Here is a 25,101-nt window from a genome sequence, read left to right on the forward strand (position 1 = left end):
GGTATAAAAAAATGAACTACGCCTTGCATGAAGTTCTTGAGGTCCATGAGATGGCTGCATTTAAGACTAATTGTCTGACTAAATCCAAAACGATGAAAGCGTTAGTTACAGATCAGCGATTAAAAGATATTATGCAGCAAGACATTGATTTATCTACGGTACAATTACAAGAATATGCTTCTATCCTTTCCAACGCTAAGCAGTAAATTAGGAGGTGAATGAACATGAATCCAATCATTGAAAATTTAACTGGCATGAACGCACTCTCGGATCAAGTGGTTGCAATGGATTTATTGATTGCAGCTAAGAGTGGAGTTAGAAATTTTGCCATGGCTGTTACAGAATCAGGAACGCCCGAAATTAAAGAAATGCTCACTCGCCATTTAACGGAAGCTATTGATATGCATGAACAAGTTTCCTTATATATGGAAGAAAAAGGATGGTATCATGCTTGGGATACAAACGAACAAATCAATTTAGATTTAAATAATATCGATACAGCATTGAACTTACCCTCTCTATAAAAATAAAATAGGAACAGTTTAGAATTACAACCTAAACTGTTCCTAACAAACCAAAAATGATTTAATATAATAAGCTTCCTCCTTTTGTGACCACAATTTTTTCACAATTACAAATTCGATTTTATTTATTATTAAATGGCAGGAGCAGGAAATTCACCAATTTTCATACGAATTAAACTATAAGGTTTTTGTCGCAGGTCTTTTCCATAATGAAATCTTGCCTGCCGATGTAATTGGTTCACAATGACATATAAGTATTGATCCGGACCAATCGAAAAAGTATCCGGCCATAAAATTCTCGGGTCATGTGCGATGGTTTCCATTGTGCCATTTGGCAATATCTTTCGAATACTGTTGTTTTCATAGTCTCCGGCATAAATGGTTCCTTTTGCATCAGTGATCATTCCATCAGAAGCACCTTTTTCTCCCCAGTACTCCACCTGATAAGGTAAATCCATGTCCGGTATATTTCTGTCTCTCAGGGCTTCTGTTGGGATCGAGAACAGATGACGGCTTGTAAGTGGACAAAAAAATAATACCTTTCCATCGGGAGAAATCGCAATACCGTCAGACGCCAATCTAAATGGAGATGTGGAACCATCTTTGTTTCGGTTCATTAAAATTTCACCTTCTACTTTCGGTAAAAAATAGTGATCGGGTGAAGTTGAATTTGCTCCATTTAACCGTCTAAACGCGTTTCCATTTTCTAAATCTACAACGATAATAGCTCCGGGTCCTTTGGAAGATGAATCCGTTATATAGGCATAACCTGCTTTTCCAACACGAAAGTCAAATCGGACATCATTCAGATAAGTTGTTGGCAGGACTACATCCTCTGTAAAGGTATATACCCTTCTAATTGTATTGGTTTTTAAATCAACAGCGACTAATTTTGCCGCACCTTTAATTGGTGCAGAAAAATTGGGTGCCGCTGTATCCAATACCGAAAGCGTTCCCCTTCCATCCGCAACTACACTTTGGACACTGATGAAAGTCATTCTGATATTCCCGGGGTTAACCAAATTGGTTTGTAAGTTAGGATAAGGCTGCAATTCACCCTCAACAATTTCGGCAACCGTAAATTTAACATCGTCTCCCCATTTCGGAAAACAAATGAAAATACGACCAGTTTCCGAAACACTAACACCTGTAGGCATAGCCTCATAAAATGTATGAACTAGTTCTAACTTACCGAAATATTTTTCAATAGGCAGCATAGGTTTCATGTTATCCTCCTCAGCCATTTAAAACGGGATATCACCTATATATGATTTATATTTTTTCTAGTGCATGTTTTTTAACAAATTTTTCTAAACTAAAGATGATGGAATTGATTGTTTAAAATTTAAAAAGTCTTGTCGGAACTTCATATGCTTTCAGAGCAAATGACAAGTTTAAGAAATTCAGGTATCAAACAGCAACATCATCTGAGTTCCCAGCTTCGCATTAAAGTATATAATTTTTTTACAAATACCACTCCCGATATTCAAGGCTGGGATAATCTTTATAAAATATGTAAGATAATGCTGATCCAAAAATCGCAATAATAGCCTTAAAATTGTACCATCGCAAATTAGAAAGCCAATTTTTTATAGTCAGTTTCACGATTTATCATTACCTCCTTTTAAACATTAATAGGTTGGTCGCATAATATACCATTCCTATTCAAAATTTTTCTCATTAACCCAAAGAAGCAGACCAATTCAGTTGCGAAATGGACTGCTTCTTTGGGTGCTAATTTAATTTTTATACGCAAAAACCAGACCTATTACTTATTTTCTGAATTATGTTGTTTTTTTGTTTATTAAAAGGCGATTTTTATTTACGGGTTTATAATAAAATCCCAAAATACACTTTAATGGATACTTTGAACGATTTGAGATAATCCTTCGCTAAGTGGAGCAGCAGGACGTCCAAGTAGTTTTTCAAAATCGCTGCTCTCGATTTCAAGTGTACCCTCTCGAATATCTTTCTGGATACCAACTAGAAAAGGAATGAGGAATTCTGGAACGCCAGCACCCTTTATTGCCTCAGCATAGGAAGCATCATCAACCTGGTGTACTGGTACTTCCTTACCCAATACAGCGCCAAGTGCAGAGGCAAACTCTTCCTGTGTAAATAACTTGCCAGAGAGCTCATAGATAGTGTTTTCGTGCCCGTTACCAGCTAATACTGCTGCTGCCGCCTCTGCGTAATCCTGTTGCAGTGCCCAGCCAACTTTTCCAGTTCCTGCAGAAGTCACCCATGGTGCTCCTGCCAGTACACCTTGAATGCTTGAACTTTCATTCTCCAAGTACCAATTGTTACGCAAGAAAGAATAAGGAATTCCTGTTTTCAAAATAGCTTCTTCCGTTGCCTTATGTGTTGGAGCAAGCATGTTCTTACTTTCCCTGGCGTCTGCAATGCTAGTATATACAATAAATTTAACACCGGCACGCTCTGCTGCAGAAACCGCATTTGTGTGCTGACGAATTCTTGTTTCATTGTCTCCATCCGCAGAAATAATCAATAAGCGATCGATTCCTTTAAAAGCCGTATCTAAAGTTTCTGGACGGTCAAAATCTCCCTGGCGAACTTCTACCCCTCGAGTTTTTATTCCTTCTGCCTTCTCCGGATTCCGAACACTAACTGCAAGTTGATTTGCTGGAACAGTTTTCAACAATGCATCAACAATTTTGGTGCCCAATTTCCCTGTAGCTCCAGTTACTAACAATCTCATCTTCCATTCCTCCCAATAAAATTGTTTATCGTTACATCCATCAGTTACATACAAATAAATTAACTGTAACCACCTCAGTTACATGTAATCATAATAATTACATTTTAAGATTTTGTCAATAACTATAAATGGTCATTTTTTAAGGTATAATATTAAGAGTGTAACCACATTTATTACAAGAAAGGATTTATCCTTATGAAGATGCAAGAAAGGTGATGAATAAATGTCCATTAGCAGCCGATTCGCTGTAGGCGTTCATATATTATCTCTTATAGAGTTTAATAAAGACGGTGTAAGTTCATCTGAATATTTAGCAGAAAGTGTAAACACAAATCCAGCACTTATCAGGAAAATTATTGGAATGCTAAAGAAAGCCGGGTTAGTAGAGGTACATCCTGGTATTCCGGGAACTAAGCTTGCAAGGAATTTATCTGACATTACTCTGCTAGATGTATATAAGGCAGTTAATGTCGTACAGGATAATGAGTTGTTTAATGTTCATGAAAGTCCAAATCCTAAATGTCCTGTAGGCAGAAACATTCAAAATACGATCATTCCTATATTGTCTGCTGCACAATTAGCGATGGAAAAGGTCTTAGGAAATGTAACCATCGAGTATGTAGTTAAGGATATGCTTGAAAAAGAAAAAATAAATTAACAACTAGTCATAGTTTAATAAAGGTATGTCATTACCATTGGCATTTACAATCTAATAGATATGTTTTGTCAGCCTTTTACAAGGCAAACAAAGAAAAAGGGGCAATGCTATATCACATTGCCCCTTTCTATATTGTGGTGCTATTTGCCTCGATTTATATAGTCAAGTTTTAATTAATTGACTCTTTCTTTGGGTTTAACCCTGCAGTCTCCATATAGTTTTTACCCCATTTATACATAGCATCAAGAATCGGCATCAAGCTTCTCCCCTGTTCAGTAAGGGTATATTCCACTTTTGGAGGAACAACCGGGTACACTTTCCGATCTACTATCAAGTCTTCTTCCAGTTCACGCAATTGGTTCACAAGCATCCTTTGCGTGATTCCTGGCATGAGAGCCTTCAATTCACCAAATCGCTTGGTTCCTTCTTTCCCTAGATGCCATAAAATCAGCATTTTCCACTTTCCACCGATAACTGATAGCGTCAATTCCTTTTCACAGTTAGATCTTATCCTGCATTCGTGACATTTCACTCACCTCTATCGTTATTATACCCCATAGTATACTTTTTAGCACTATGTAAAATAAAAGTGCGTACTTCCACTAAAATGTTATAGGTTGTATACTTGCAATTGTTCAGCGATTGGGAACATCATCGATCCCGGCTGCTGGTACAGATAATACTCCAAAAGGATAATATTCCTGTAGAGGATCTATTTAATTTTGGAGACAGTATAACTGTACGAAAAATCCGAATAAAATTAATAGGAGTGAACATATATGGAATTACAATTAGCTTTAGATTTAGTCAATATTCCAGAAGCAATTGAGCTTGTTAAAGAAGTGGGGGAACATATCGATATCGTAGAAATCGGTACCCCAGTCGTAATCAACGAGGGTCTCCATGCAGTAAAGGCAGTAAAAGAAGCATTCCCTAATTTAAAGGTTTTAGCAGACCTGAAAATCATGGACGCTGCTGGTTATGAAGTAATGAAAGCCTCTGAAGCAGGTGCTGATATTATTACGATCCTAGGCACAGCCGAAGATATGTCTATTCAAGGTGCTGTAGAAGAAGCGAAAAAACAAGGCAAAAAAATCCTTGTTGACATGATTGCTGTAAAAGATCTAGCTGGCCGTGCTAAAGAAGTCGATGCAATGGGTGTAGACTATATTTGTGTCCACACCGGCTACGACCTTCAAGCAGTAGGAAAAAACTCTTTTGAAGATCTGCAAACGATTAAAAGTGTTGTAAAAAATGCAAAAACTGCAATCGCAGGCGGCATTAAATTAGAAACACTTCCAGAAGTCATTAAAGTAAATCCAGACCTTGTCATTGTTGGCGGCGGTATTACAGGTCAAGCTGATACAAAAGCTGCAGCAGCAACAATGCAAGAAATGATCAAAAAAGGGTAAGATCAAGCATGCATACTTCACAATATTTAGCTAAGATCTTAAAAGAGTTAATCAGAACAACTGACCACATTCCGGATGAAGAAGCTGAGAAATTGGTTAATGGGATTCTTGAAGCAAAAAAAGTGTTTGTAGCTGGCGCAGGCAGATCTGGATTTATGGCCAAGTCATTTGCGATGCGAATGATGCATATGGGCATAGATGCTTATGTACCAGGCGAAACGGTGACCCCTAACTTTGAAAAAGATGACATCTTGATCATCGCTTCAGGTTCAGGAGAAACGAAAAGCCTTGTTTCCATGTCAGAGAAAGCAAAAAGTATAGGTGGAACGATTGCCGCCGTAACGATTTTCCCCGGATCCACAATCGGAAAAATAGCGGATATAAAGATTAAGTTACCTGGTTCACCTAAGGATCAATCGGAAGGTGATTATAAAACCATTCAGCCTATGGGCTCATTATTCGAGCAAACTCTCTTACTATTCTGCGATGCTGTTATTCTGAGGTTCATGGAGAAAAAGGGCTTGGATACAAATAAGATGTATGGCAAACACGCCAATTTAGAATAAAACGTTGTTTGTCTATGAAAGACCGCAAACTATCTATGCAAGATTGCGGTCTTTCTATTTTAATTTGTATAAAAACCAGTTCATAGGAGTAAAAAAAATGAATTCATTAAATGGCAAAACTGCTTTAGTTACTGGTGCAGGCAGAGGTATTGGACGAGCTACTGCTATCGCCATAGCAAAAGAAGGAGTTAATGGTGTTTTAATCGAGTCAATTAGTTGGAGTCCTTTTGTAAGGGTCTTTCTTTTCAATAAAGTTCGAAAGCCAAATGGTAGCAGCAAAAACAACCAAATAAGTGATAAAGGATAAATACAATTTCCAGCCTGTATAGGTAAAAACTTGAAACCTTACTGCAATCCATTCTAGAGCAATCGCTACCCCAGCCCAAAAAATAATATAAAATAGATACTTTAGGCCTTTTGGTTTTTTATATTGATAGAAGTTTACGACAAAGTAAGAAAGAGTAGGGTAAGTTACAAAGTGCAATAATACATCAAATAATTCATGCTTTTTATGATCAATCGTAAAGTATAATTCATATGGTTTTACACTAAGGGTAATATCAGCTAACAAAGCAAGAAAAACATTAAATGTCCAAATAATTGTGATGGTAGGAGCAGGCAATCGTCTAGGTAATATAAACATGAGGGCCCAAGTAAGAATTGTGGAAAAGATAATAAACATTTCATTTGAATCAAATTTCTCAGGAAGAGGTAACATCATGACGTATTCACCTCTTTGTCTCTGTAAATAAGTTTTTCTAAATAAAATGAGTAAATAGCCAATAAAAAAATAATCAGAGTGTATCTCAAATATGAATAAAATACATTCCAATTTACCCATTCCAAATATCCAATATGAACGAAAAATATTTCAATTGAAATGAGTGCTGTTAAGAAGATGAAGAGATGAATAAGTTTACTGAAAATAGTTCTTTTAGAGTACAAAATATAAATAACCCATAAAAGTAACGCTGGCTTGAGTGACAACTCAGGAATTTTTTGTGTCCAAAAAATTAACTGACTTGGATCTTGCTTTGTAAGTTCTAAATTTAAATTAATGATTAGACCTGTATTTGTAATAAGAATATTGGAGAAAAAATAACAGCCCAAGATGTTAGTGACGTTCATTTTCTTCATCAAGATGTATAAGGAAGTAAAGGATAATATTGCTAAAATAAGAAAAAGCCACAATGTTTTCATAATAGCCACCATTTTTATTTTCATCTACATTATTTTGTACATATAATGTCAAAAAAATACTGCATCTAAAACAGTAAACGGAAAGCTGAATTCTTATTTGTTATTCGTTATACTAGCTAATAGGATGTCAACTTTTGAGGAATAGAAAATCTTATGCATGATGATATAATGCCTCCCACGGACTTTCTCGCTTCACTCGGCGAAAAAGCCTTTGTAACATCCAAAGATCACTAAATCTCCCTCTCGATTAAAGTCACCTCAGTATAAAAATTAATCCGTTATTCATATGTACAAGTGAAAGACTGCTTACCTCCATCGCCTTTCATAATAAATCAGTTTCCCATAACCCAAGCTGGCCTTTTGCTGGGATACGTTCATTCAAGATCTTCATGTCTTGAACCTCCCAAGCATATCCTCCCACAGTAAAGTCTCCTAAAAAATAATCATTTCCTGATACGATTTGTCCATTTTCCAGGACTGCTGATGTCTGATTTTTTTCAGTTATCTTCAGACAATTTTCAAGTCGGCCTACAGCAATGATCATTCCGGTCGGAAGGGTCTCTTCTGTATATCCATGCTTACCGAGCAGCGAACGGATGGCCACATGCCTGCAGACAGCCTTATCTATTTTTTTACTTGTATGAATGGCCAGCGGCCCGCGATAATTTGTTTTCCATGACCTTGTTTCAAATTCATTCTCTCGAAGGACAAAAAGACTTGCCCAAGGCTGAATCATAGATAATACCTTCATTCTCACGGCCACCAATCTATAAAGTTTCGTTTGTCTTATCGTGTCCGTAGAGAAGAATATTATTAGCAAAAAGGTTTAATTACCCACGGTAAGTAGTAATCTTCCTGAAAGATAAAAATTGAGGGGGTTTCTACTAAAAAGTACATTGAAACCAGTACGGCGGAAGCAACTAATTTTTTCCAAACTCACTCTTACTTTATTTGCTAATAAAACCCAGCCAAATAATTCATTATCTTAAAAACCTCGAATGGTTAGTGATCATGAAAATCCCGACCACTAATTTAACCTTTATTTAGAAATAAATCACTTCCAAAATTCCTCCGAAAATAAAAAAGCTGACCCTGTAAGTGTTCATAAGAACCTCGGGGTCAGCCTGAATTATTGATGAATCGATTGGATGATTATATTTACTAAACCTTCCGCATCTTTTAGTTCTACAGTCGTTAATTAGATGCGGCAGAAGGTTTTTAACCGGCACTCCATGCACCATTTCACAAAAAAGATTTTTAGGAACAGTTTTATTGGCCAATGTTAAACTGTTCCTAAAAAATTTCTATAGATTAGGTAAGTTTAATGTTGTATGAATTTAGTACGGTTCACATAAAAGTTCTAAGCGAAAGGTTCCCTTCCGCTATTAACGGACTATAGTTGGACCAACTAATGCTTCTGGTTTTTCCCCCAATGCCAACTTGCTAATATTAGCATAGCTAAGCTGTTTATACGTTTTGAGTAACTGTTGTAAATCAAGGAATTTTTTATCTGTTTTTAAATTTTCGATTTCCCGATAATAGACAGACAATACATAATCATCTTTTGACTTCGAATTGAATTTACCTGGGTCTTCATCCATAATTAATGCGCCCATATATTGATATCCAAACTGCAATTGACGAGTCAGTTTAATGATATTTATAAATTTTCTATAAATAGATGGTTTTGCGTCTTTTAATTTTCCGATAGCCATTTGCGCATTTTTCAATTGGTCGTAACTCGATGTTGTCAGCATAATATCTCTCCTTTTTGATTCGTATTAGTCCCATGGTTTATCCAGTGAAAGTTTGGACACAAGTTCTTTATTTTTTTGTCTTTTTAGCTTGCGAACTCTTTCACGTTCTTTTCCCGTTTCATAGAGAAATTTTTCTTCATCTGTTTCTGGAATAACAGTTGGCACTTCTATCGGTCTTTTATCTTGATCTAGAGGTACAAAAGTTAAGAATGCAGTAGCTGCGATTCTGCGGTTTCCAGTTTCAAGATTTTCGGCAATTACTTTGCAGAAAATCTCCATTGACTTTTTACCTGTGTAGCTGACAAATGATTCTATACAGACCGAATCACTTTGTCGAATCGGTTCGAGGAAATTAACTGAATCGGTCGATGCAGTAACACATTCCTTTACCCGTGAATGCCTGCGAGCGGAAAGCGTCGCACAAGCATCCATCTTCTTCATTAGAACTCCACCAAATAATGTATGATAGTTGTTCAAATCATTAATGAGTACTTGATCCGTTTGAACAACACGCGTTTCTTTAACTTTTTTAGCTTCCATGAATGACTACCACCCTATATAAATTACATTGAAGCGTTCGCCTCATTTGCATTAGCTTTTTCACAAGGACAATTATAATATGACTATTGTGGAAAGATACAATGCCAATCCCATATACAATTCATAACAAAACAGTATGTAAGCGCTCTTTAGCCTATACAATTAAAAAAACCTCCCCTCTTAAACAAGGGGAAGCCTTCTAATTTTTGACTTATTCTAGATTATGAATCATGTTTATGATTAGCTGTCGACAGCTTTACTTTGGCAAATCGGATAAATTCTTTCGCAACCTGTGATAAGTATGCATCTTTTTTCCAGATCATCGCTAGATTCCATTCGATTGTCGGATTGGTTACGGTTATAGTCCGAAAATCACTAGCTAGTTCTAAACATGTATTCTCAGGCAGCAATGTAATACCTATATTGTAAGCAACTAATTCTTGAATAAAATCTAATTGTGATGTTTCCGAAATAATTATCGGTTGAAAACCAGCTTCCCTGCAAGCAGTAGTGACAAGGTTTCTTAACTCAAAATCCCGGTTGAACATAATAAAGCTCTCTTCTTTAAGTTCTTCCAATGACACTTCCTGCTTCCCGGCAAGACGATGAGACGCGGGTACAACTAGTTTTAATTCCTCATTAACAAACATATAATAGTCGAAATCATCAATTTTATCTGGAAGAACGACAACCCCAAAATCTAGCAAGCCATTGATAACCTTCTCTTCAATCGGCTTAGATCCATGCTCCTCCAATTGAAATGTAACCTCTGGATATTTTTCATGAAACGAAGCAATCAGCTGTGAGAAGAAAATCGAATTGGTAATCGCAGGGAGCCCAATACGGACATGGCTCTTTTTTAGCATGAACATCTTACCAAGTTCCGCATCCAATAGCTGCAACTGCTTTTCAATTATTAATGCATGTTTTTTTAGAATAAATCCTGCATCTGTTAATATCAGCTTTTTTCTTGTACGAATAAATAGCTGTGTACCAAGTTCAACCTCTAATGATTTGATAATTCTACTGAGGGCAGGCTGCGTAATGAACAGATTTTCAGCTGCATTAGTGAAATTGCCAGTACGTGTAACTTCAATAAAACACTCCAAATGTTTAATTTCCAATTTTATCAAACACCTTATATACTTTTTTAAAGATAATTTATTCTACCACAGTTTTTACTTTGGCAACCTCGCTTGTGATTAATCAAAAAATCAAATCAATATTTTTTAAAAAGCCTCATTTACTTATGGTGCGGTTCTCAACGATTAATATTAAACTAGTCAAAGCCCTTAACTTCTTACGGCCTCTTTCGTAATTTCCTTCAGGCTCAAGCCGGCCAGCTAAAAGATTTGACGGGAGTGAGTGGAGTCCACTTTGGACACCCGCTTCCGCAAAGAAACCAGCGACAGTATCTCTTCCAACACCTTGACAGTTAACATTTGAGCTACACCCGGGATTTCATCAAGCAGGGAATCTTCTTGTACGTTCAATTCTTCGAATTCCTTCTGTATCTAATCATATTTACACAGAAGAGTTTTCAGCTCCATTTTTGCCATCTCAGAGCCTTGACGGATTCCGATGAGCTGACTCGCTGCTTGCTTAACTCCAAATCTTATTGGCACCTACACTTCATTTTGCGGTTTTTCTTAAATGGATAAGTAAATCTGCTATTTCATGTGGCAATGCATAGAGCTTTAAGAATTGTAAAGCAGCCTTACCTTCCCATTTCTTAAAAACCTTGAGGAATTCCGGAAAATACCGGTCAATCCAGTTGTGCACCTGTCCTTGGACCGTTTGTAGGTCTTCAGTTAAAAGATCGCGTATTTTCTTTGCCACACGGAGTTCTGCATAAACACCTTGCGGTATTGTTGGTTCGGCGTATCTTCCATCCTTGACCAGCTGGGCTATGACCTTGGCATCTTTCACATCATTCTTAGTTGGAGAATTATCATCCAGCTTCTTGCTTTTCAAGTTAGAGGTACTCGCCCTAAATAGGAAACGAGCACTTTTTTAACTAATATTATCGTTTTGAAGTAGTCTTCCATATTTCATCGGATACTTCCTCAAAAGCTCTCACTCTGCAAAAGCAACCATCCTATGTGCATTTTTTCTGTGCTATTTGCACAGCTTACAATCTAGCCACAAAAAGAAACCCGGTTCCTCCTCATGAAGGAATCGGGTTTCTCCAATCGAATTATTTATCTTTGTTCCATTCCCTTGTGTGGGAGATAGAGCCTTTTAAAGTAATTAAGAATTACACCGCGCTCTCAAATTTCTCTTTTCCTTCATCCGCTTTAATTTTAGTTTTAAAGGTATCAAAATCCCCTTTTTCAATGATTAACGAAACGATAACTCCACCAATAAGAGCCCAGAAAGGGGAACTTATACTAAAGAAAGAGACTCCAGACATCGCAATAACTAATGAAAAAAATGCACCAATTTGAAATTTCCTCTCAGAAAAGGATGCTTGAAGAGAACTTACCAGTACTCCGATCATTGCTAGTCCCGCAACAGTTGAAATCAACGCACCTGGTAAGGCAGTCACAAATGGGACAGCTAAACCTGCAATTAAGCCAAAGCCTCCAAATATTACTGCATTTACAATAACAGAGGCATAGCGCCCTTCCTTATTTTCTCCAGATTCTCTAGATGAACAGATCGCCGTCATCGGTCCTGCAATATTAGCATTATGTCCGCCGAATAGAGATGTAACTATCCCCCCTATTCCGCTCCAGATCGTCATTGAATTAATAGGGGCTTTATATCCCTCTGCCATCAAGACGCCTATGGCTTGAGCATTCTCCGCCCCAATCACCAATAGGGTCAAGGGTATTGAAACTGATATGATTGATTCAAAACTGAATGTCGGCAGTAATACTTGCGGCAGTGTAAATCCTGCTTCCATACTGGTCGATTGAAACTCTCCCATTATCGCTGCCAAAATTCCACCAGCGACAAAGGACATTAAAATAGGAGGCACTTTTTTTATATAACGTGAAGAAAATAAATAAACCAAAATGGCTGTCCCCACTATTAGAGGAGTCCCTTCAAGAGATGTAATCATTCCAGTGCCAAATTTGATCATTGCCCCTACTATCATCGCCATAACAATCGGTACTGGGATCCATTTCATTATTTTCCCTATGAGCCCTGAAATCCCCAGAATAAATACGAGAATACCGGAAACTAAATAGGCTCCTGAAATTTCACTAAGGGAGTAATGCTGCAGGGCACCTGCGACTAAAACAGCCCCTGGAATGGACCAGGCTCCCGCAATAGGCTGACGATACTTTAATGCCAAATAAACCCCAATCAAGCTTCCGAGAAAATAAACTGCAAATAGCCAAGAAATAGTCTGCTCAATTGATAATCCGCCATCAGCAGCACCGCCAATGATAATTAAAGCTGGTCCGGTACATCCAAAAATCGCCGCAAGTGTTCCAGCACTAAAGGTGTTAATATTTAAATACCTGGGCAGCATTCTCAAACTTTCACCCATTGAGTATTTCATATATACCCTCCATTTCCCTATTCAACATTCCCATTTATCTAGTAAAAAGGATTATATTCCTTTGAAACTGGGTTTCACCTTATTTCCGAACGACTGTACACCTTCATTAAAATCTTCAGTAGATCGCAGCATTCCATATGCAAATCCTTCAATCTCCATCCCTACACTTAAAGGCGCATCCTGGGAACTATTTATGACCTTTTTTAACACTTTTAATGTCATTGGTGATAGTCTGACAAGATCTTTAACCAATTTATTTACCTCTACTTCTAAATTCTCCTGACTTGTCACAGTTGTTAACAAGCCCCATTGATGTGCTTCGTGTGCTGGTATCCGTCTTCCCCTCATGATCATATCCTTTGCACGGCCGACTCCGGCAATTTTTGCAATCCGCTGTGACCCGCCGCTGCCAGGAATCATGCCAAGATTGATCTCGGGTAATGCCAACTGCGTGGTTTCTGATGCCACTCGAAAATCACATGCCATTGCGATTTCAAGACCTACCCCAAATGTATACCCCTGCAATTGGGCAATAACTGGTTTGGGAGAACGCTCTGGCGCAGCAACATTTACATGCAATTCTGAAAGTACAGATGGATGCTGCTCCATGAATTCTGCAATATTCCCGCCCGAACTGAAGGCTTTTTCACCCGCTCCCTTTATCACAATCACCCTTACATCCTCATCATTATTTAATTCAGTGAAAATTTGATTAAGATGTGAGCGTGCAATAAAACTTAGCGTGTTCATTTTTTCTGGCCGATCTAATGTAATAGTGGCTGTCTTTGCTTCAATGTTCTTGTCTACTAAAATATGATCCCATTGATAAGTACCTTTGTTATTAATTGTTGTCATTAACCTACACTCTCCTCTTTTTGTATTATGGATGAATAATTTTCTTTTAATTTTCTCCTTAATATCTTCCCGACAGGGCTTTTAGGTATCTCTTTTATAAAACAGTAATCCCTGGGCCGCTTAAAGTTTGCCAGGCTGCCAGATTCCCTGCAATAGTTATCCAGCTCTGCAGTTGAAATAGTTGGGCTTTTACTGACTATAAATGCGACAACCTTCTCTCCAAAACGCTCATCAGGTAAACCGACAACTGCAGCCTCTAATACTTCCGGATGTGAAGACAATACATCTTCAACCTCAAGAGGGTGAATGTTTTCTCCACCAGAAATGATCATGTCATCCACGCGGCCAACAACATAAAGATCGCCATCTTCATCCAGAACACCCATATCTCCTGTGAAATACCAGCCGTTTCTGATCGATTTGATGTTTGCATCAGGTCGTTTCCAATAGCCCTTAAATGCTTCTAATGAGTCAATATTTACAATAATTTCTCCTGGAGTTCCATGCGGTACAATATCAGCAGGTCCTGAACTTCCTTCAGGGTCAGGTTCAACTATTTTTAGCTGCTGATGGAAACCTGCTTTGCCCGCACAGCCTGGCTTTTTATCTAAATAGTTGCAAATGCTGAAAGTATATACCTCTGTACTGCCATAGTGATTTACGAAAACATCAGGCTTTAATTTCCTAAAGCAGTCTTCTGTTAACTCCGTTGTCATGGATGCTCCAGCGTATCCTATTTTCCGAACATTCCGTAAATTATACCTATTAAAATCTTTATGATTTAACAGATCATGAATAATGGTAGGAACTAAATAAACGCAGCTAATCTTTTCATCTTCCATTACTTTTAACATTTTCATTGTATTATTATCAGGAATCATGACCATTTTCCCATTGATAAATGCCATGGATAATAGCGAGCGCATCCCCATCGTGTGATAGAGCGGCATGACACCCAGAGTGCTTTCATGGAGTACATATTGGTTTTGAATAATGTGTGCGATAGCCGCGCTATATTCATTCTTGTGGCTTCTGGGAACACCCTTTGGTTTCCCTGTAGTTCCTGAAGTGTATAACATTAAGCAAATATCATCCATGTCGATATTGGGGTGATGAAACGTCTCTTGGTTATGATTTAATAGCTCTTTATAGGTAATTTCTGCACCTTCCGCACCTAAAACGCTTATAAAAAGAGGCTTACTTGCATATGATGCGTTTAATGCAGCATCCTGGCTGCTTGGTTCAAAAATAACCGCTTTCGCATCAGCATTATTTACACAAAATGCCACTTCATCTGTTGAAAGACGAAAATTTATTGGTGTAAAAATGGCACCGATTTTTTGAACAGCCCAATAAATAGCGACCATCTCCAAGCGGTTCTTAAGAATAATAACAACACGATCTCCTTTTTCGATCCCCAGCTTCTGCAATGAATATGCAAGTTTATTAATTTCTAATTGAAATTCCTTAAAGGATAACCGTCTATCATCCTGAACGATGGCTGTTTTATCAGGAAATCGATTCACTGCGAAATCAAACAGCTTTCCAAGATCCACTAATTGTCACCTTCTTTACATTTATTTGTCCCACATGCTCTTTCAATAGCTTCAATAATTCCTGTGTACCCAGTACAGCGGCAAAGATGGCCGGATAACATCTCTTTAATCTCTTGTTTTGTGGGTTCTTCGCCACTATTCAGCATTTCTAATGAGGACATTAAAATCCCCGGTGTACAAAAGCCGCATTGAAGTCCATGGCACTCCGTAAATGTCTGCTGCAAAACATGCTGTTCTCCATTCTCTGTTAAACCCTCGATTGTTTGTATATATGATCCATTTGCCTGAACTGCAAACATTAAACAGCTTCTTACGGCTGCACCATTATAAAGCACCGTGCAGGAACCGCAAACACCATGTTCACAGCCAACATGTGTACCTGTAAGACCCAGATCTTCTCTTATAAAATCACTTAATAGTTTTCTAGGCTCAGCTTCTGCTTCCACCTCCCTTCCATTAATTGATAAAGAAACGTTCATTTTCTGTTCAATGGAGAGATTCGACATGTTACACCCCCTTTCCTAAAGCTCGGTTAAATGCTTTTATCAATGCTTTTCTTGTTAGAACTTTAGCCATATGGACTCTATACTCTTTTGAAGCATGTAAATCCCCATCAGGATCAGCATCCATCACAGCCAGCTCTGCGGCTTTTTCAAGTGTATCCTCTGTTAGACTTTTTCCAGCCAAATATTCCATTGCTTCTTCTGCTAAAAGGGGAATTGCATCCACCCCTCCTAAGACAAGTCTCACTTTATCTATTTTTCCAATTTCATCAACTGATAGAATGCAAGCAACAGCTGCTAAGGCAAAGTCACCATGTCTCCTGCTAAATTCCTCAAAGGCATACCCATTATGTTCAGATAAGGGAACATGAATTTCAGTTAATATTTCCTCCGGCATCACCTCTGTTGTTAAATAGGTAATAAAAAAATCATTTATACTTATTTTCCTAGTCCCATCTATACTTTGGATAACGATTTCAGCATCCAGTGCTAAAAAGCAAAGGGGCAGCTCTGCGCTTGGATCTGCATGGGCAACACTTCCTCCAACAGTTCCTCTATTTCTCGTTTGGACATGACCAATATATGGAGTGGCTTCCGAGAGTATAGGAACATGGATTTTAACGGCATCTGACTGTTCAAGTTCCCTTTGCTTTGTAAGAGCACCAATTTTCAGAACCCCTTCTTCTACCCTGACTCCGTTTAACTCATTAATTTGGTTAATGTCAATGAGACACTCCGGTTCGGACATCCTCATATTTAAGATGGGAATAAAACTTTGCCCGCCAGCAATGATTTTCCCTGTATCTCCATATTCCTCTAATAGTTTCACTGCTTCCTCTATAGTTGAAGGACTGCAGTACGTAAATGTTGCTGGTTTCATACAAGCGTCCTCCTTCCTAGTCAGCAATATTTACTTTATCCAGCTCTCTTTTAATCTTTTTAAAAAAGTCTTTAATAATCAGTTTAGCTACTCCACCTAACATACGCTGGCCAATTGAAGCGACTTTTCCACCTACAGCAGCCTCATAAGTGTACCTAAGCTCTGTATTTTCATCGTCCACCGAAACCAAATGAATGGCTGCTTCGGCATCTACAAACCCTGGTGCCCCTTCACCATGAACAATTAACTTATAGGAATGAGGGGGCTCCAGGTCCGTAAGACGAATGGTTGCATCATATTTCCCTTTAACTGCAGCAACCCCAACAGATAAGTCCGCCACATACACATTGGTTTCTTGTTTATATAGTTCTTTGCATCCCATAATGCAGTTTTTTAATACTTCAGGATCTAATAAACTCGAGAATACTTTATCTAGATTTCCGTTAAGCTGAATATTTCCTTCACCATTCATGACAATTCCTCCTTAAGTTAGATTTGTATCGTTTTCTTATTATGAATTTTTGACCAAATCCGATCTGGAGATATAGGAAGTTGATCAATTGATATATTAAATGGTTTTAACGCATCCGTAACCGCATTTGCGATGACAACTGGAGCACTCATTGTATTTCCTTCTCCTAACCCTTTAGCTCCAAGAGGGGTTAGGGGGGAAGGTGTTTCAATATGCTTTATGGTCACATTTGGGATTTCTGTAGCTGTAGGACATAAGTAGTCCATAAAACTTCCAGTCAGGAACTGCCCCCTTTCGTCATAGGCAAGTTCTTCATAAAGTGCGGCTCCTAGTCCATGAGCTAAACCACCCATTATTTGACCTTCCACAATATTTGGATTTAATAGTTTCCCAGCGTCATGGATCGTTGTATAGTCAAGAATCTTCACTTCACCGGTATCAATGTCCACTTCCACTTGAACAGCGTCAAAAACAAATCCATAGGTGACGGATCCATTAACAAGATCCAATTCATTTGGGGACTCCGCTGCAGATAATGTATAAAATGCAGATTCATGGATACCTGGTTCAATACCAGCGGGAAGGCCATGCGGATTCCAATGTGCCAAACCTACTAATCTTTTAATGGAGATACTCTTAGAAGGATTTTTTTCTGCAAATACCTTCCCTTCTGCCATGACCAATTCGTCCACTGTTGTATCTAATTGGCTTTTGGCGATTTCTAACAGTTTCAATCTTACTTTTTGCGCTGCTTGATAAACGGCACTTGAACCGATAGGGGCAAACCTGCTGGAGTAACTGCCTGATGCTACTGACCATGGGCTTGTTAACGTATCCAATTCAGCAATGACCCGGATAGAAGCAGGATCAACACCTAGAACGTCGGCAACGATTTGGGAAGTAACTGTTTCATGGCCCTGCCCAGTTGGTACCGTACTGATCCGGACTGTGATTCCACCCATTGGATCTATCGATACCGTTGCACCTTCAGAACAGCCTGATTTCGGCAATGATTTTGCTCTCTCTTCCGGCGTCAAAGCAATGGTCACATAACCCATATTCGAACCGGAAGGCTCAACGATGCAAGCAAACCCTAACCCCAGATATTTCCCTTGTTTCCAGGCTGCTTTTTGTTTCTCTTTAAAGCTATCGTAATCAATCGATTCAAGCGCAAGGTGCAATGCCTTATGATAATCCCCGCTATCGTATATCCCGCCTGAAGCTGTATGATAGGGAAATTCTTCTTTCGTAATTAAATTTTTCTTTATGACTTCAATCACATCCAGATCCAATTCAGCTGAAATGATTTGCATCATTCTTTCCAGCGGAAAATAGTGCTGGGGACCGCCATAGCCTCTTATGAGCCCCGTTGGACTTTTATTCGTAACGACTGCAATCGCTTCCATTTTAACGTTTTGAATTCGATAGGCTCCAGTTGAATTTGAGTGGGTTCTATATAAACAAGCAGGTTCGGGCGCACGTATATATCCGCCAACACTATCCGCATATTTCATTTTCAAACCAAGAATGGTTCCATCTTTTTTTACCGCTGCATCAATCCACGTTACACGATCTGTACCACTGGAACTTGCCATGAGGTGTTCTTGTCTGTCTTCCGTCCATTTAACGGGTACATCTAGTATTCTTGACACTACTCCCATTAAGACCATGTATGGAAAGACACCTGATTTGATCCCGTAGCTTCCGCCTATATCCTTTGGCGTAATAATCCTCAGTCTGTTGCTCGGCACCTTTAGCGCAGCAGTCATGACGGAATGAAGTGTGAAAGGTCCATGAAAGTTTGACCAAATGGTATACGCACCTTCACTTTTTGTATAATTCGCGATTACTCCGTAATTTTCCACAGGAGTTGCACTAACCTTTGGAAAAGTGAACTTTTTACTTATTATATAATCGGCACTTTTAAATGAATCCTCGACATTGCCGTATTGGAATAGACGATGATTAACTATATTCGTACCTGCTTCTTCATGAAGAATGGCTGACTCAGACGAAAGCGCATCTTCAATTTGGACCACAGGATTCAGCGGTTCGTACTCGACTTTTATCTTTGCGAGAGCATCTTCTGCAATATAACGATCTTTAGCCACAACAACCGCAACAGCTTCTCCCACAAACCGGACCTTATCTACTGCAATGGGGTAGTATTTTATTGGTGCCTTTACGCCGACTGGAAAAGGATTGGTTAAAGCTTTTACATGTTCTCCAACTACTACTCCGATTACACCTGGCGTTTTTGCCGCTTCTTCTGGAAGAATCGCTTTAATACGGGCATGTGCATGGGGGCTTCTAAGAATCGCAGCATAGCGGATATTTGGCAATGGAGAAAGATCATCAATGAATGTTCCTTCTCCGGACACTAACCTGGCATCCTCTATTCGTTTCACAGGCTTACCTACATAGGTCAATTTCATTCCTCCTTTTTAATAGTCTCCTATAATCTTCAATCGTATCGATGTCCTCCGGAGCTTCTTCATCCTCATAATAAATGTGCGCCTTTTCTTTATTAGCACTAATAAGTAATTTTGCTCCCTGATCTCCCTTTAGGTTCAAGAGTTCATTGAAATACAATTGGCCAAATAAAATGGGGTGCCTGATTTTTCCTCTATATGAAGTTATAATTAAGGGATTTTTTGATATGAGATACTCTGTAATTACTTCGTTCATTACTTCTACTTTTATTTCGGGCTGATCAGCCAGTGTTATCAACAAAGCTTCACACTCAGGAGACAAGCTTTCAATTGCTGCAGCAAGGGAACTGCTAATTCCAAGTTTCGGACAAGGATTCCATACAATAGATACTGGCAAATCTCGAATTTCACTTTCCAATTCAGGAAAATCCCTATTCAATACAACCATCGTTTTACTGGCCATGTTAGCCGATATTTTATTGACGGTATATCTTAGGATTGTTTCATCTTCAAACTTTTTAAGTAACTTATGAGTTCCTTTCATCCTGGTAGAATGACCAGCCGCTAAGACAATGTTCCAGATTTCCATCATCAACTATTGAACCAATTCTTTTAATCTTTCATATGAAGCGGGATTTAAAGGATGAATTGAATCCTTTTTCCATTTAAGCGATTGGCTGCTCGTTTTATTTTTGTGGGCCATAATTTCTGCTGCGATACTCAGTGCTATTTCCTCAGGTGTCTCAGAGCCTATATCAAGACCTATAGGTGAATATATTTTTTCAGCAGCTTTTGCAGGTATCATGAACCCTTGTGCTTGAAGATCCTTTTTAAGATTATTGAACCTTCTCTTCGGACCCAATAGGCCTATATAGCTAAGATTCTGCTGGAGCAATCCCTTCAAATACAAAAGGTCTTGTTCATAATGGTGAGTCATGATGATTGCATAAGAATTTTCACTCGCATTTAAATCTTCCGGAAACTCTCCCTGCGGCACTAAGTTCAATTCATCTGCGTAAGGAAAGTTATCCTTATTTAAATATCCTGGACGATGATCCACTATTGTTACTCTCCAATGTAAAAACTTTAATTGATCTATTAACGATGATGCATCTGGTCCTGCTCCGAAAATGATGATATGAGGCATCGGTGTAATCGTTTCCAAAAATAAAGTTACCTTTTCCTTTTTTCCATCCATATCAATTGAATAATTCTCCAGAATCCCGCTTGACATACTCTTTAATAAGGGCAACTCAATATTTTCCAGAATAGTTCCTGGAAGAAGCGCATTCTGATTACTTGATTTAATGACTGTACAGACTGAATATGGTTCCTTACTTAGAGATTGCTGTTTTAACACTTTGAATTGCTTTACAGCTGATTCTCTATTATTTACAGGATCAATAAGCGAAAGCCAAACGGTTATGACGCCATTACACCCAACACCTAACCCCCATGGCACATTATCATCATTCCTTAGGTCATAAATAATCTGTTTTGGTTCACCTGTCTCAAATACATCCCTTGCATGTTCAAGCAAGTCTTGCTCAATGCACCCACCGCTAAGTACACCATAGGCAGTTCCATCTGAGCAAATGAGGCTTTTTGCCCCAACTTGGCGATAGGAAGAACCCTTTTTATCAATGATAGTTGCTAGGATTGCTTTTTCATTATTTCGAATGCATCTCTTAAGTTCACTTATAATCAAAGCTCCTTCGCTCCTTTGAATGTGTTAATTGAATTATAAAAAGATTCATAATTTTAAGGTTTTAATATATTTGCAATTGAACTTTTAAAATATTATTAAAAAAGGATAAATCCCGAAATGGGACTTATCCTTATATTAATTATCCTTTATTTAATTTATAAAAAGACTTCTATATTCAGATGGTGTACAGCGTTCGCTTTTTTTAAAGGTCGTTGCAAAATACCCAGAACTAGTAAAGCCTATTTGATGGGCGATTACCTCAATAGGTAAAGAGGTCATTTTGAGCAATGACTTCGATTGCTCTATTCTATATGCAGTTAAATACTCGATAAAGGTTACACCCATTTCTTCCTTGAATAAACGGCTAAAATGGGAAGGGCTTAAATAGACTGAATCCGCAACCTGATTTAGTGTAATAGGGTTTTTAAAATGACTCTGAATATATTGAATAGATGATTCAATTGGATGGGCAAGATCGACATTTGCGGTATCTTCCCGCTTTCCTGTAAAACGGTTTGTCTCCGTCGAAAGACTATGGACAATTATTCGCTCAAAAGCCTGTTTGATTTCACTTCTTGACACCGGTTTTAGCAAAAATGCTGAAAACCCTAGATTAATAGCACTTTGGACATATTCAAATATTTTTAGCTGTGTATAGATTATTACAGAAATTTCCGGATCCCACCGCTTTGCTTCTTTTCCCAGTTCGAAACCATTGTTGCCCGGCAAGGAGATCTCAACTATAAGGATGGAAGGCTTTAGCTGTTTAAGCATTAACAGTCCTTTTTCATATGTTTCTGCTTCATGTACAGAAAAATAATGATATTCACTGGAAGTTATAAACTCACGAAGGACATAACGGCTTTCGTATTCATCATCTACAATTAGCATATTGGGCATTTCAAGCCTCCTGCCTATTTCATGTTTAAAATATTGCTTTTATGATAAAAATTTGAAAGTCCCATCTATCTTTAATAACTTGATTTAATTTTTTTACGCATTATTTTTCCTACAGCCGTTTTTGGAAAGGATGCTTGAAAGATATATTTTCTCGGCCGTTTATAGTTTGATAATTTAGGGTGTCTTTTGCAAAATAAATCCAATTCATCAACGGTCAAAGATGGATCACTTGGCACGATAAATGCAACCACCACTTGTCCCCAGCGTTCATCATCTTCCCCAACCACAACAGCTTCCTGAACCTTCTCATGTTCTAAAAGTATAGATTCGACCTCTATAGGATATATATTATCTCCAGCGTGAAGAATCATTTCATCCAGGCGTCCTACCACAAACATATCTCCATCTTCATCTTTGTATCCTAAATCCCCTGTGTAAAACCAATTTTGAATCACACTTCTTTTCGTATGATCCGGTTTATTCCAATACCCTTTAAACGATTCAGGGGAGCCGATATGAACAATAATTTCACCTATTTCTCCATCCTTAACGGTGTCAGCAGGTGTCTTGGATCGGCTGATATCAGGTTCTATAATCCTTAAATTTTGATGGATGCCTGGCTTCCCAACACATCCAGGCTTTTCCGAGATATGATCACAATAGGAATAGGTGTAAATTTCTGTACTGCCATAGTGGTTAATAAAATACTTGGGACGGAAAACTTCCATACATAAGCCAATTAATTTGCTTGTCATAGGAGCTCCTGCATACACAATAGTACGCAATTCATTAAAATTCGATTTATTCGCTTCAGGCAATGTTGCCATATCATGATACATATTAGGGAGCAGATATAGACTATTTATGTTTTCTTGTTCTATTAATTGAATAGCCTCATAAGAGTCGAAATCCCGAAGAATGATGAAGGTACCATTTAACAGCACCATACTAAGCAGGGAGCGCAATCCCATTGTGTGATACAGGGGTACTACCCCTAATGTGGAATCATGCCACTCATAATGACATTGGAAGATATGGGCAAAAGCAGCTGCATATTCATTTTGATGTGAACGTGGTACACCCTTTGGATTACCTGTTGTACCAGAGGTATATAAGATGACGGCTAAATCATTTTCATTGATTTGATTGGAATTAAAGTCGTAAAATTCTTGTTTTTTTAGTTCCTCATAATTAATATCCCCGCCATTTCCATCTATATTTATAAATACTGGCCTTTCCATGAACCTTTTTTTGTTAATTAAATACTCAGTCGAAACATCGTAGATAACAAATTTCGACTCTAAATCACTTAAACAATAATGAACGATTTCTTGGGATTGTCTAACATTTATTCCTGCAAATATAGCACCAAGTTTTTGAATGGCCCAGAATATAACCACTGTTTCAAAACGGTTTTTCAAAAGCACAGCTATTCGGTCATTTTTATTAACACCGAGTCTATGTAACGAAGAGGCTACACTGTTAACCTCTAAACCCAGCTGCCGGTATGTATACCTTCTATCCCCGTCTATAATGGCAACCTTTTGAGGATGTCTTTCAATAGAATATTCAAATACTGTTCGAAGATCCAAAGAGATTCCTCCTTTAAAGTGCTTAACTACATAAAAATTCGCTAAAATGTGGGGAAACCCTTCCGACAAAGCAATATAGAAATATACACGAGTTATAAAGAAGCAACTATTATCTAAACAATACTTCCTCAACTTATATCTATTAATAGATTTAGTGACACTATTTGCAAATTGAATATTTTTTAAGAAGAACTAATGAAGACAGAGATAAATATTTAAATCAATAGGTTAGTACGAAAAGATGGATTATCGAGGGTGTTCATAGTCATCACTGAGCAGGCAAAAGTTATAAGAAATGCTAACTTAATTATATTTTTTGATATACCGTATTCTATACGGATATTTCACGATTATTAAAAGGTACGTGCGACAACTTTTAGGAGTAGAATCAGGTAATTATGAAAAAGCTATTCAACTCAAAGCTGCCGCAAACCGAAATCCGTTTGAAAAGACTTTGTATCAGCGTCATATTATTGAGTCATGGTATGTATATAACCATCATTCTTCAATACAAAGAGCACCTATCCAAGTTAGAGTCAGAGATAGATGCCCTCGCAAAAGAAGTTGAAGAATATAATATTATCAAATCTATCTCAGGTATCTGAGAAAAGATCTCTGCAACGATCATTCCAGAAATTGGGGAAATAGAGTAAGTTTACAGCCACCCAAAACCGAATCACGAAAAGAAGGTCTAGCAGGCTTTGTCACACCTAATATATTGCTGTTCGTTGTGCGATTCGTGACTGTCGTAAGAGCAAAACAAGCGATGAGATTATTCCTCGAAATAAGAAATTACGAGAGTTCTAAGATAAAAAAAGTGAAGAAGGAAAACCTTTTAAAGTAGCTGTTATTGCTTGTGTAAATAAGCTCTTACACTGGATATTTGCCCTTTTAAAAACAAAAAGATTTTCCAAGATATAACTTGGAACCAAAATAAAAGAAAATAGTACAAAACCTACCAAAAATATATAATTATCAATGCAGATGGCGTTTACTTCAGTTTTCGAGAAGAAGTATTTATATCTAGAGGACGCCTCATAAATAGAAACGATGCCAAATCAAATCTGATCTTAGATAAATAGCGTGCTGCATTTCGCGCTATTCTTTATCGTTTTCAACACCTAAAGGTTATAAAAAATAATTCTAAACAAGCCCTTGTCTTTAGTTTTCAAATAGATCATATATTGACTTCATCAAGACTCAATCTCGAATTACCAATTGTTCCTCCCTCCTAAATAGTCAAGACGATTTTTTTACTCACCCTTTAGTGAATAAAAAAAATCCACATCAAAAGGGAACTTTGATTATCGGTT

The 25,101-nt window shown here is 37.9% G+C and carries 23 protein-coding genes and 4 pseudogenes; 7 read left to right on the forward strand and 20 right to left on the reverse strand.

Annotated elements, in window-relative coordinates:
* The first annotated feature begins 11 nt into the window (after window positions 1-11).
* The gene (locus CE058_RS04165; RefSeq protein ID WP_048008596.1) at window positions 12-206 is read left to right on the forward strand and encodes a hypothetical protein; all 195 of its coding nucleotides are present in this window, start codon (window positions 12-14) and stop codon (window positions 204-206) included.
* Window positions 207-224: 18 nt separating this feature from the next.
* On the forward strand, window positions 225-524 hold the full coding sequence (locus CE058_RS04170) for a spore coat protein (RefSeq protein ID WP_048008595.1): 300 nt from the start codon (window positions 225-227) through the stop codon (window positions 522-524).
* Between the two features lie 131 nt (window positions 525-655).
* On the opposite strand, the gene CE058_RS04175 is transcribed toward CE058_RS04170, so the two are convergent.
* Window positions 656-1,750: an L-dopachrome tautomerase-related protein gene (locus CE058_RS04175; protein WP_163140461.1), complete on the reverse strand. Its 1,095-nt coding sequence runs from the start codon at window positions 1,748-1,750 to the stop codon at window positions 656-658.
* Window positions 1,751-2,379: 629 nt separating this feature from the next.
* Window positions 2,380-3,243, reverse strand: a complete 864-nt coding sequence (locus CE058_RS04180) for an SDR family oxidoreductase (protein WP_163140463.1) — start codon at window positions 3,241-3,243, stop codon at window positions 2,380-2,382.
* Between the two features lie 223 nt (window positions 3,244-3,466).
* Between CE058_RS04180 and CE058_RS04185 the strand changes: the two genes are divergently transcribed.
* Window positions 3,467-3,901 (forward strand): Rrf2 family transcriptional regulator, encoded by a 435-nt coding sequence (locus CE058_RS04185; protein WP_048008591.1) that lies wholly within the window; start codon window positions 3,467-3,469, stop codon window positions 3,899-3,901.
* A 169-nt stretch (window positions 3,902-4,070) separates the two neighbouring features.
* Here CE058_RS04185 and hxlR read toward each other — a convergent pair.
* A pseudogene (gene hxlR, locus CE058_RS04190) lies at window positions 4,071-4,428 on the reverse strand (transcriptional activator HxlR).
* Between the two features lie 252 nt (window positions 4,429-4,680).
* On the opposite strand from hxlR, the gene hxlA reads away from it, so the two are divergent.
* From hxlA to CE058_RS04205, 3 genes and pseudogenes are all read left to right on the forward strand, one after another.
* A complete protein-coding gene (gene hxlA / locus CE058_RS04195) occupies window positions 4,681-5,313 on the forward strand; it encodes a 3-hexulose-6-phosphate synthase (RefSeq protein ID WP_076258578.1) in 633 nt (210 codons plus the stop codon).
* An 8-nt stretch (window positions 5,314-5,321) separates the two neighbouring features.
* Window positions 5,322-5,879, forward strand: a complete 558-nt coding sequence (gene hxlB, locus CE058_RS04200; protein ID WP_163140465.1) for a 6-phospho-3-hexuloisomerase — start codon at window positions 5,322-5,324, stop codon at window positions 5,877-5,879.
* Between the two features lie 97 nt (window positions 5,880-5,976).
* Window positions 5,977-6,084: pseudogene (locus CE058_RS04205) on the forward strand (short chain dehydrogenase); the annotation flags it as partial.
* A 3-nt stretch (window positions 6,085-6,087) separates the two neighbouring features.
* Here the strand turns inward: CE058_RS04205 and CE058_RS04210 are convergent.
* The 17 genes and pseudogenes from CE058_RS04210 to CE058_RS04290 form a co-directional block, all read right to left on the reverse strand.
* Window positions 6,088-6,720, reverse strand: a complete 633-nt coding sequence (locus CE058_RS04210; RefSeq protein ID WP_286167858.1) for a CBO0543 family protein — start codon at window positions 6,718-6,720, stop codon at window positions 6,088-6,090.
* Between the two features lie 681 nt (window positions 6,721-7,401).
* Window positions 7,402-7,830, reverse strand: a complete 429-nt coding sequence (locus CE058_RS04215) for an ASCH domain-containing protein (RefSeq protein WP_019382159.1) — start codon at window positions 7,828-7,830, stop codon at window positions 7,402-7,404.
* Window positions 7,831-8,464: 634 nt separating this feature from the next.
* Window positions 8,465-8,836, reverse strand: a complete 372-nt coding sequence (locus CE058_RS04220; protein WP_048008585.1) for a hypothetical protein — start codon at window positions 8,834-8,836, stop codon at window positions 8,465-8,467.
* 24 nt (window positions 8,837-8,860) lie between these two features.
* Complete coding sequence (locus CE058_RS04225) at window positions 8,861-9,376, reverse strand: acyl-CoA thioesterase (protein ID WP_163140467.1); 516 nt, start codon at window positions 9,374-9,376, stop codon at window positions 8,861-8,863.
* Window positions 9,377-9,597: 221 nt separating this feature from the next.
* Window positions 9,598-10,500 (reverse strand): LysR family transcriptional regulator, encoded by a 903-nt coding sequence (locus CE058_RS04230; RefSeq protein ID WP_163140469.1) that lies wholly within the window; start codon window positions 10,498-10,500, stop codon window positions 9,598-9,600.
* A gap of 259 nt (window positions 10,501-10,759) precedes the next feature.
* Window positions 10,760-11,347: pseudogene (locus CE058_RS04235) on the reverse strand (IS110 family transposase); the annotation flags it as partial.
* Between the two features lie 286 nt (window positions 11,348-11,633).
* The gene (locus CE058_RS04240; protein ID WP_163140471.1) at window positions 11,634-12,890 is read right to left on the reverse strand and encodes a benzoate/H(+) symporter BenE family transporter; all 1,257 of its coding nucleotides are present in this window, start codon (window positions 12,888-12,890) and stop codon (window positions 11,634-11,636) included.
* Window positions 12,891-12,941: 51 nt separating this feature from the next.
* Window positions 12,942-13,745, reverse strand: a complete 804-nt coding sequence (locus tag CE058_RS04245) for an enoyl-CoA hydratase/isomerase family protein (protein ID WP_048008582.1) — start codon at window positions 13,743-13,745, stop codon at window positions 12,942-12,944.
* Window positions 13,745-15,301: a class I adenylate-forming enzyme family protein gene (locus CE058_RS04250; RefSeq protein ID WP_163140473.1), complete on the reverse strand. Its 1,557-nt coding sequence runs from the start codon at window positions 15,299-15,301 to the stop codon at window positions 13,745-13,747. The genes CE058_RS04245 and CE058_RS04250 overlap by 1 nt, the downstream gene beginning before the upstream one ends.
* Window positions 15,301-15,807, reverse strand: coding sequence for a (2Fe-2S)-binding protein (locus CE058_RS04255; RefSeq protein ID WP_048008580.1), 507 nt, complete (start codon window positions 15,805-15,807; stop codon window positions 15,301-15,303). Before CE058_RS04255 ends, CE058_RS04250 begins: the two co-directional genes overlap by 1 nt.
* Before the next feature lies 1 nt (window position 15,808).
* Window positions 15,809-16,684, reverse strand: coding sequence for an FAD binding domain-containing protein (locus tag CE058_RS04260; RefSeq protein WP_163140475.1), 876 nt, complete (start codon window positions 16,682-16,684; stop codon window positions 15,809-15,811).
* A gap of 16 nt (window positions 16,685-16,700) precedes the next feature.
* The gene (locus tag CE058_RS04265; RefSeq protein ID WP_026584369.1) at window positions 16,701-17,156 is read right to left on the reverse strand and encodes an SRPBCC family protein; all 456 of its coding nucleotides are present in this window, start codon (window positions 17,154-17,156) and stop codon (window positions 16,701-16,703) included.
* 17 nt (window positions 17,157-17,173) lie between these two features.
* Window positions 17,174-19,585, reverse strand: coding sequence for a xanthine dehydrogenase family protein molybdopterin-binding subunit (locus tag CE058_RS04270; protein WP_286167862.1), 2,412 nt, complete (start codon window positions 19,583-19,585; stop codon window positions 17,174-17,176).
* The gene (locus CE058_RS04275) at window positions 19,569-20,180 is read right to left on the reverse strand and encodes a nucleotidyltransferase family protein (RefSeq protein WP_163140479.1); all 612 of its coding nucleotides are present in this window, start codon (window positions 20,178-20,180) and stop codon (window positions 19,569-19,571) included. Before CE058_RS04275 ends, CE058_RS04270 begins: the two co-directional genes overlap by 17 nt.
* Before the next feature lie 3 nt (window positions 20,181-20,183).
* Entirely contained in the window at window positions 20,184-21,296 is a 1,113-nt protein-coding gene (locus CE058_RS04280) for an XdhC family protein (protein WP_163140481.1), read from the reverse strand.
* Window positions 21,297-21,446: 150 nt separating this feature from the next.
* Complete coding sequence (locus CE058_RS04285; RefSeq protein WP_048008574.1) at window positions 21,447-22,196, reverse strand: response regulator transcription factor; 750 nt, start codon at window positions 22,194-22,196, stop codon at window positions 21,447-21,449.
* A 71-nt stretch (window positions 22,197-22,267) separates the two neighbouring features.
* Window positions 22,268-23,788 (reverse strand): class I adenylate-forming enzyme family protein, encoded by a 1,521-nt coding sequence (locus CE058_RS04290; RefSeq protein WP_163140483.1) that lies wholly within the window; start codon window positions 23,786-23,788, stop codon window positions 22,268-22,270.
* Between the two features lie 400 nt (window positions 23,789-24,188).
* On the opposite strand from CE058_RS04290, the pseudogene CE058_RS04295 reads away from it, so the two are divergent.
* A pseudogene (locus tag CE058_RS04295) lies at window positions 24,189-24,735 on the forward strand (transposase); the annotation flags it as partial.
* Window positions 24,736-25,101: the final 366 nt, after the last annotated feature.

Origin of the sequence: Bacillus sp. 22-7 (assembly GCF_010628845.1) — a bacterium.
Classification (GTDB): domain Bacteria; phylum Bacillota; class Bacilli; order Bacillales; family Cytobacillaceae; genus Cytobacillus; species Cytobacillus firmus_B.

Bases quoted from the DNA above. Each gene is read 5' to 3' on its own strand.
- CE058_RS04165 (WP_048008596.1), top strand. From the start codon at position 12: ATGAACTACGCCTTGCATGAAGTTCTTGAGGTCCATGAGATGGCTGCA.
- CE058_RS04170 (WP_048008595.1), top strand. From the start codon at position 225: ATGAATCCAATCATTGAAAATTTAACTGGCATGAACGCACTCTCGGAT.
- CE058_RS04175 (WP_163140461.1), bottom strand. From the start codon at position 1,750: ATGAAACCTATGCTGCCTATTGAAAAATATTTCGGTAAGTTAGAACTA.
- CE058_RS04180 (WP_163140463.1), bottom strand. From the start codon at position 3,243: ATGAGATTGTTAGTAACTGGAGCTACAGGGAAATTGGGCACCAAAATT.
- CE058_RS04185 (WP_048008591.1), top strand. From the start codon at position 3,467: ATGTCCATTAGCAGCCGATTCGCTGTAGGCGTTCATATATTATCTCTT.
- hxlA (WP_076258578.1), top strand. From the start codon at position 4,681: ATGGAATTACAATTAGCTTTAGATTTAGTCAATATTCCAGAAGCAATT.
- hxlB (WP_163140465.1), top strand. From the start codon at position 5,322: ATGCATACTTCACAATATTTAGCTAAGATCTTAAAAGAGTTAATCAGA.
- CE058_RS04210 (WP_286167858.1), bottom strand. From the start codon at position 6,720: ATGGGTAAATTGGAATGTATTTTATTCATATTTGAGATACACTCTGAT.
- CE058_RS04215 (WP_019382159.1), bottom strand. From the start codon at position 7,830: ATGAAGGTATTATCTATGATTCAGCCTTGGGCAAGTCTTTTTGTCCTT.
- CE058_RS04220 (WP_048008585.1), bottom strand. From the start codon at position 8,836: ATGCTGACAACATCGAGTTACGACCAATTGAAAAATGCGCAAATGGCT.
- CE058_RS04225 (WP_163140467.1), bottom strand. From the start codon at position 9,376: ATGGAAGCTAAAAAAGTTAAAGAAACGCGTGTTGTTCAAACGGATCAA.
- CE058_RS04240 (WP_163140471.1), bottom strand. From the start codon at position 12,890: ATGAAATACTCAATGGGTGAAAGTTTGAGAATGCTGCCCAGGTATTTA.
- CE058_RS04245 (WP_048008582.1), bottom strand. From the start codon at position 13,745: ATGACAACAATTAATAACAAAGGTACTTATCAATGGGATCATATTTTA.
- CE058_RS04255 (WP_048008580.1), bottom strand. From the start codon at position 15,807: ATGTCGAATCTCTCCATTGAACAGAAAATGAACGTTTCTTTATCAATT.
- CE058_RS04260 (WP_163140475.1), bottom strand. From the start codon at position 16,684: ATGAAACCAGCAACATTTACGTACTGCAGTCCTTCAACTATAGAGGAA.
- CE058_RS04265 (WP_026584369.1), bottom strand. From the start codon at position 17,156: ATGAATGGTGAAGGAAATATTCAGCTTAACGGAAATCTAGATAAAGTA.
- CE058_RS04275 (WP_163140479.1), bottom strand. From the start codon at position 20,180: ATGATGGAAATCTGGAACATTGTCTTAGCGGCTGGTCATTCTACCAGG.
- CE058_RS04285 (WP_048008574.1), bottom strand. From the start codon at position 22,196: ATGCCCAATATGCTAATTGTAGATGATGAATACGAAAGCCGTTATGTC.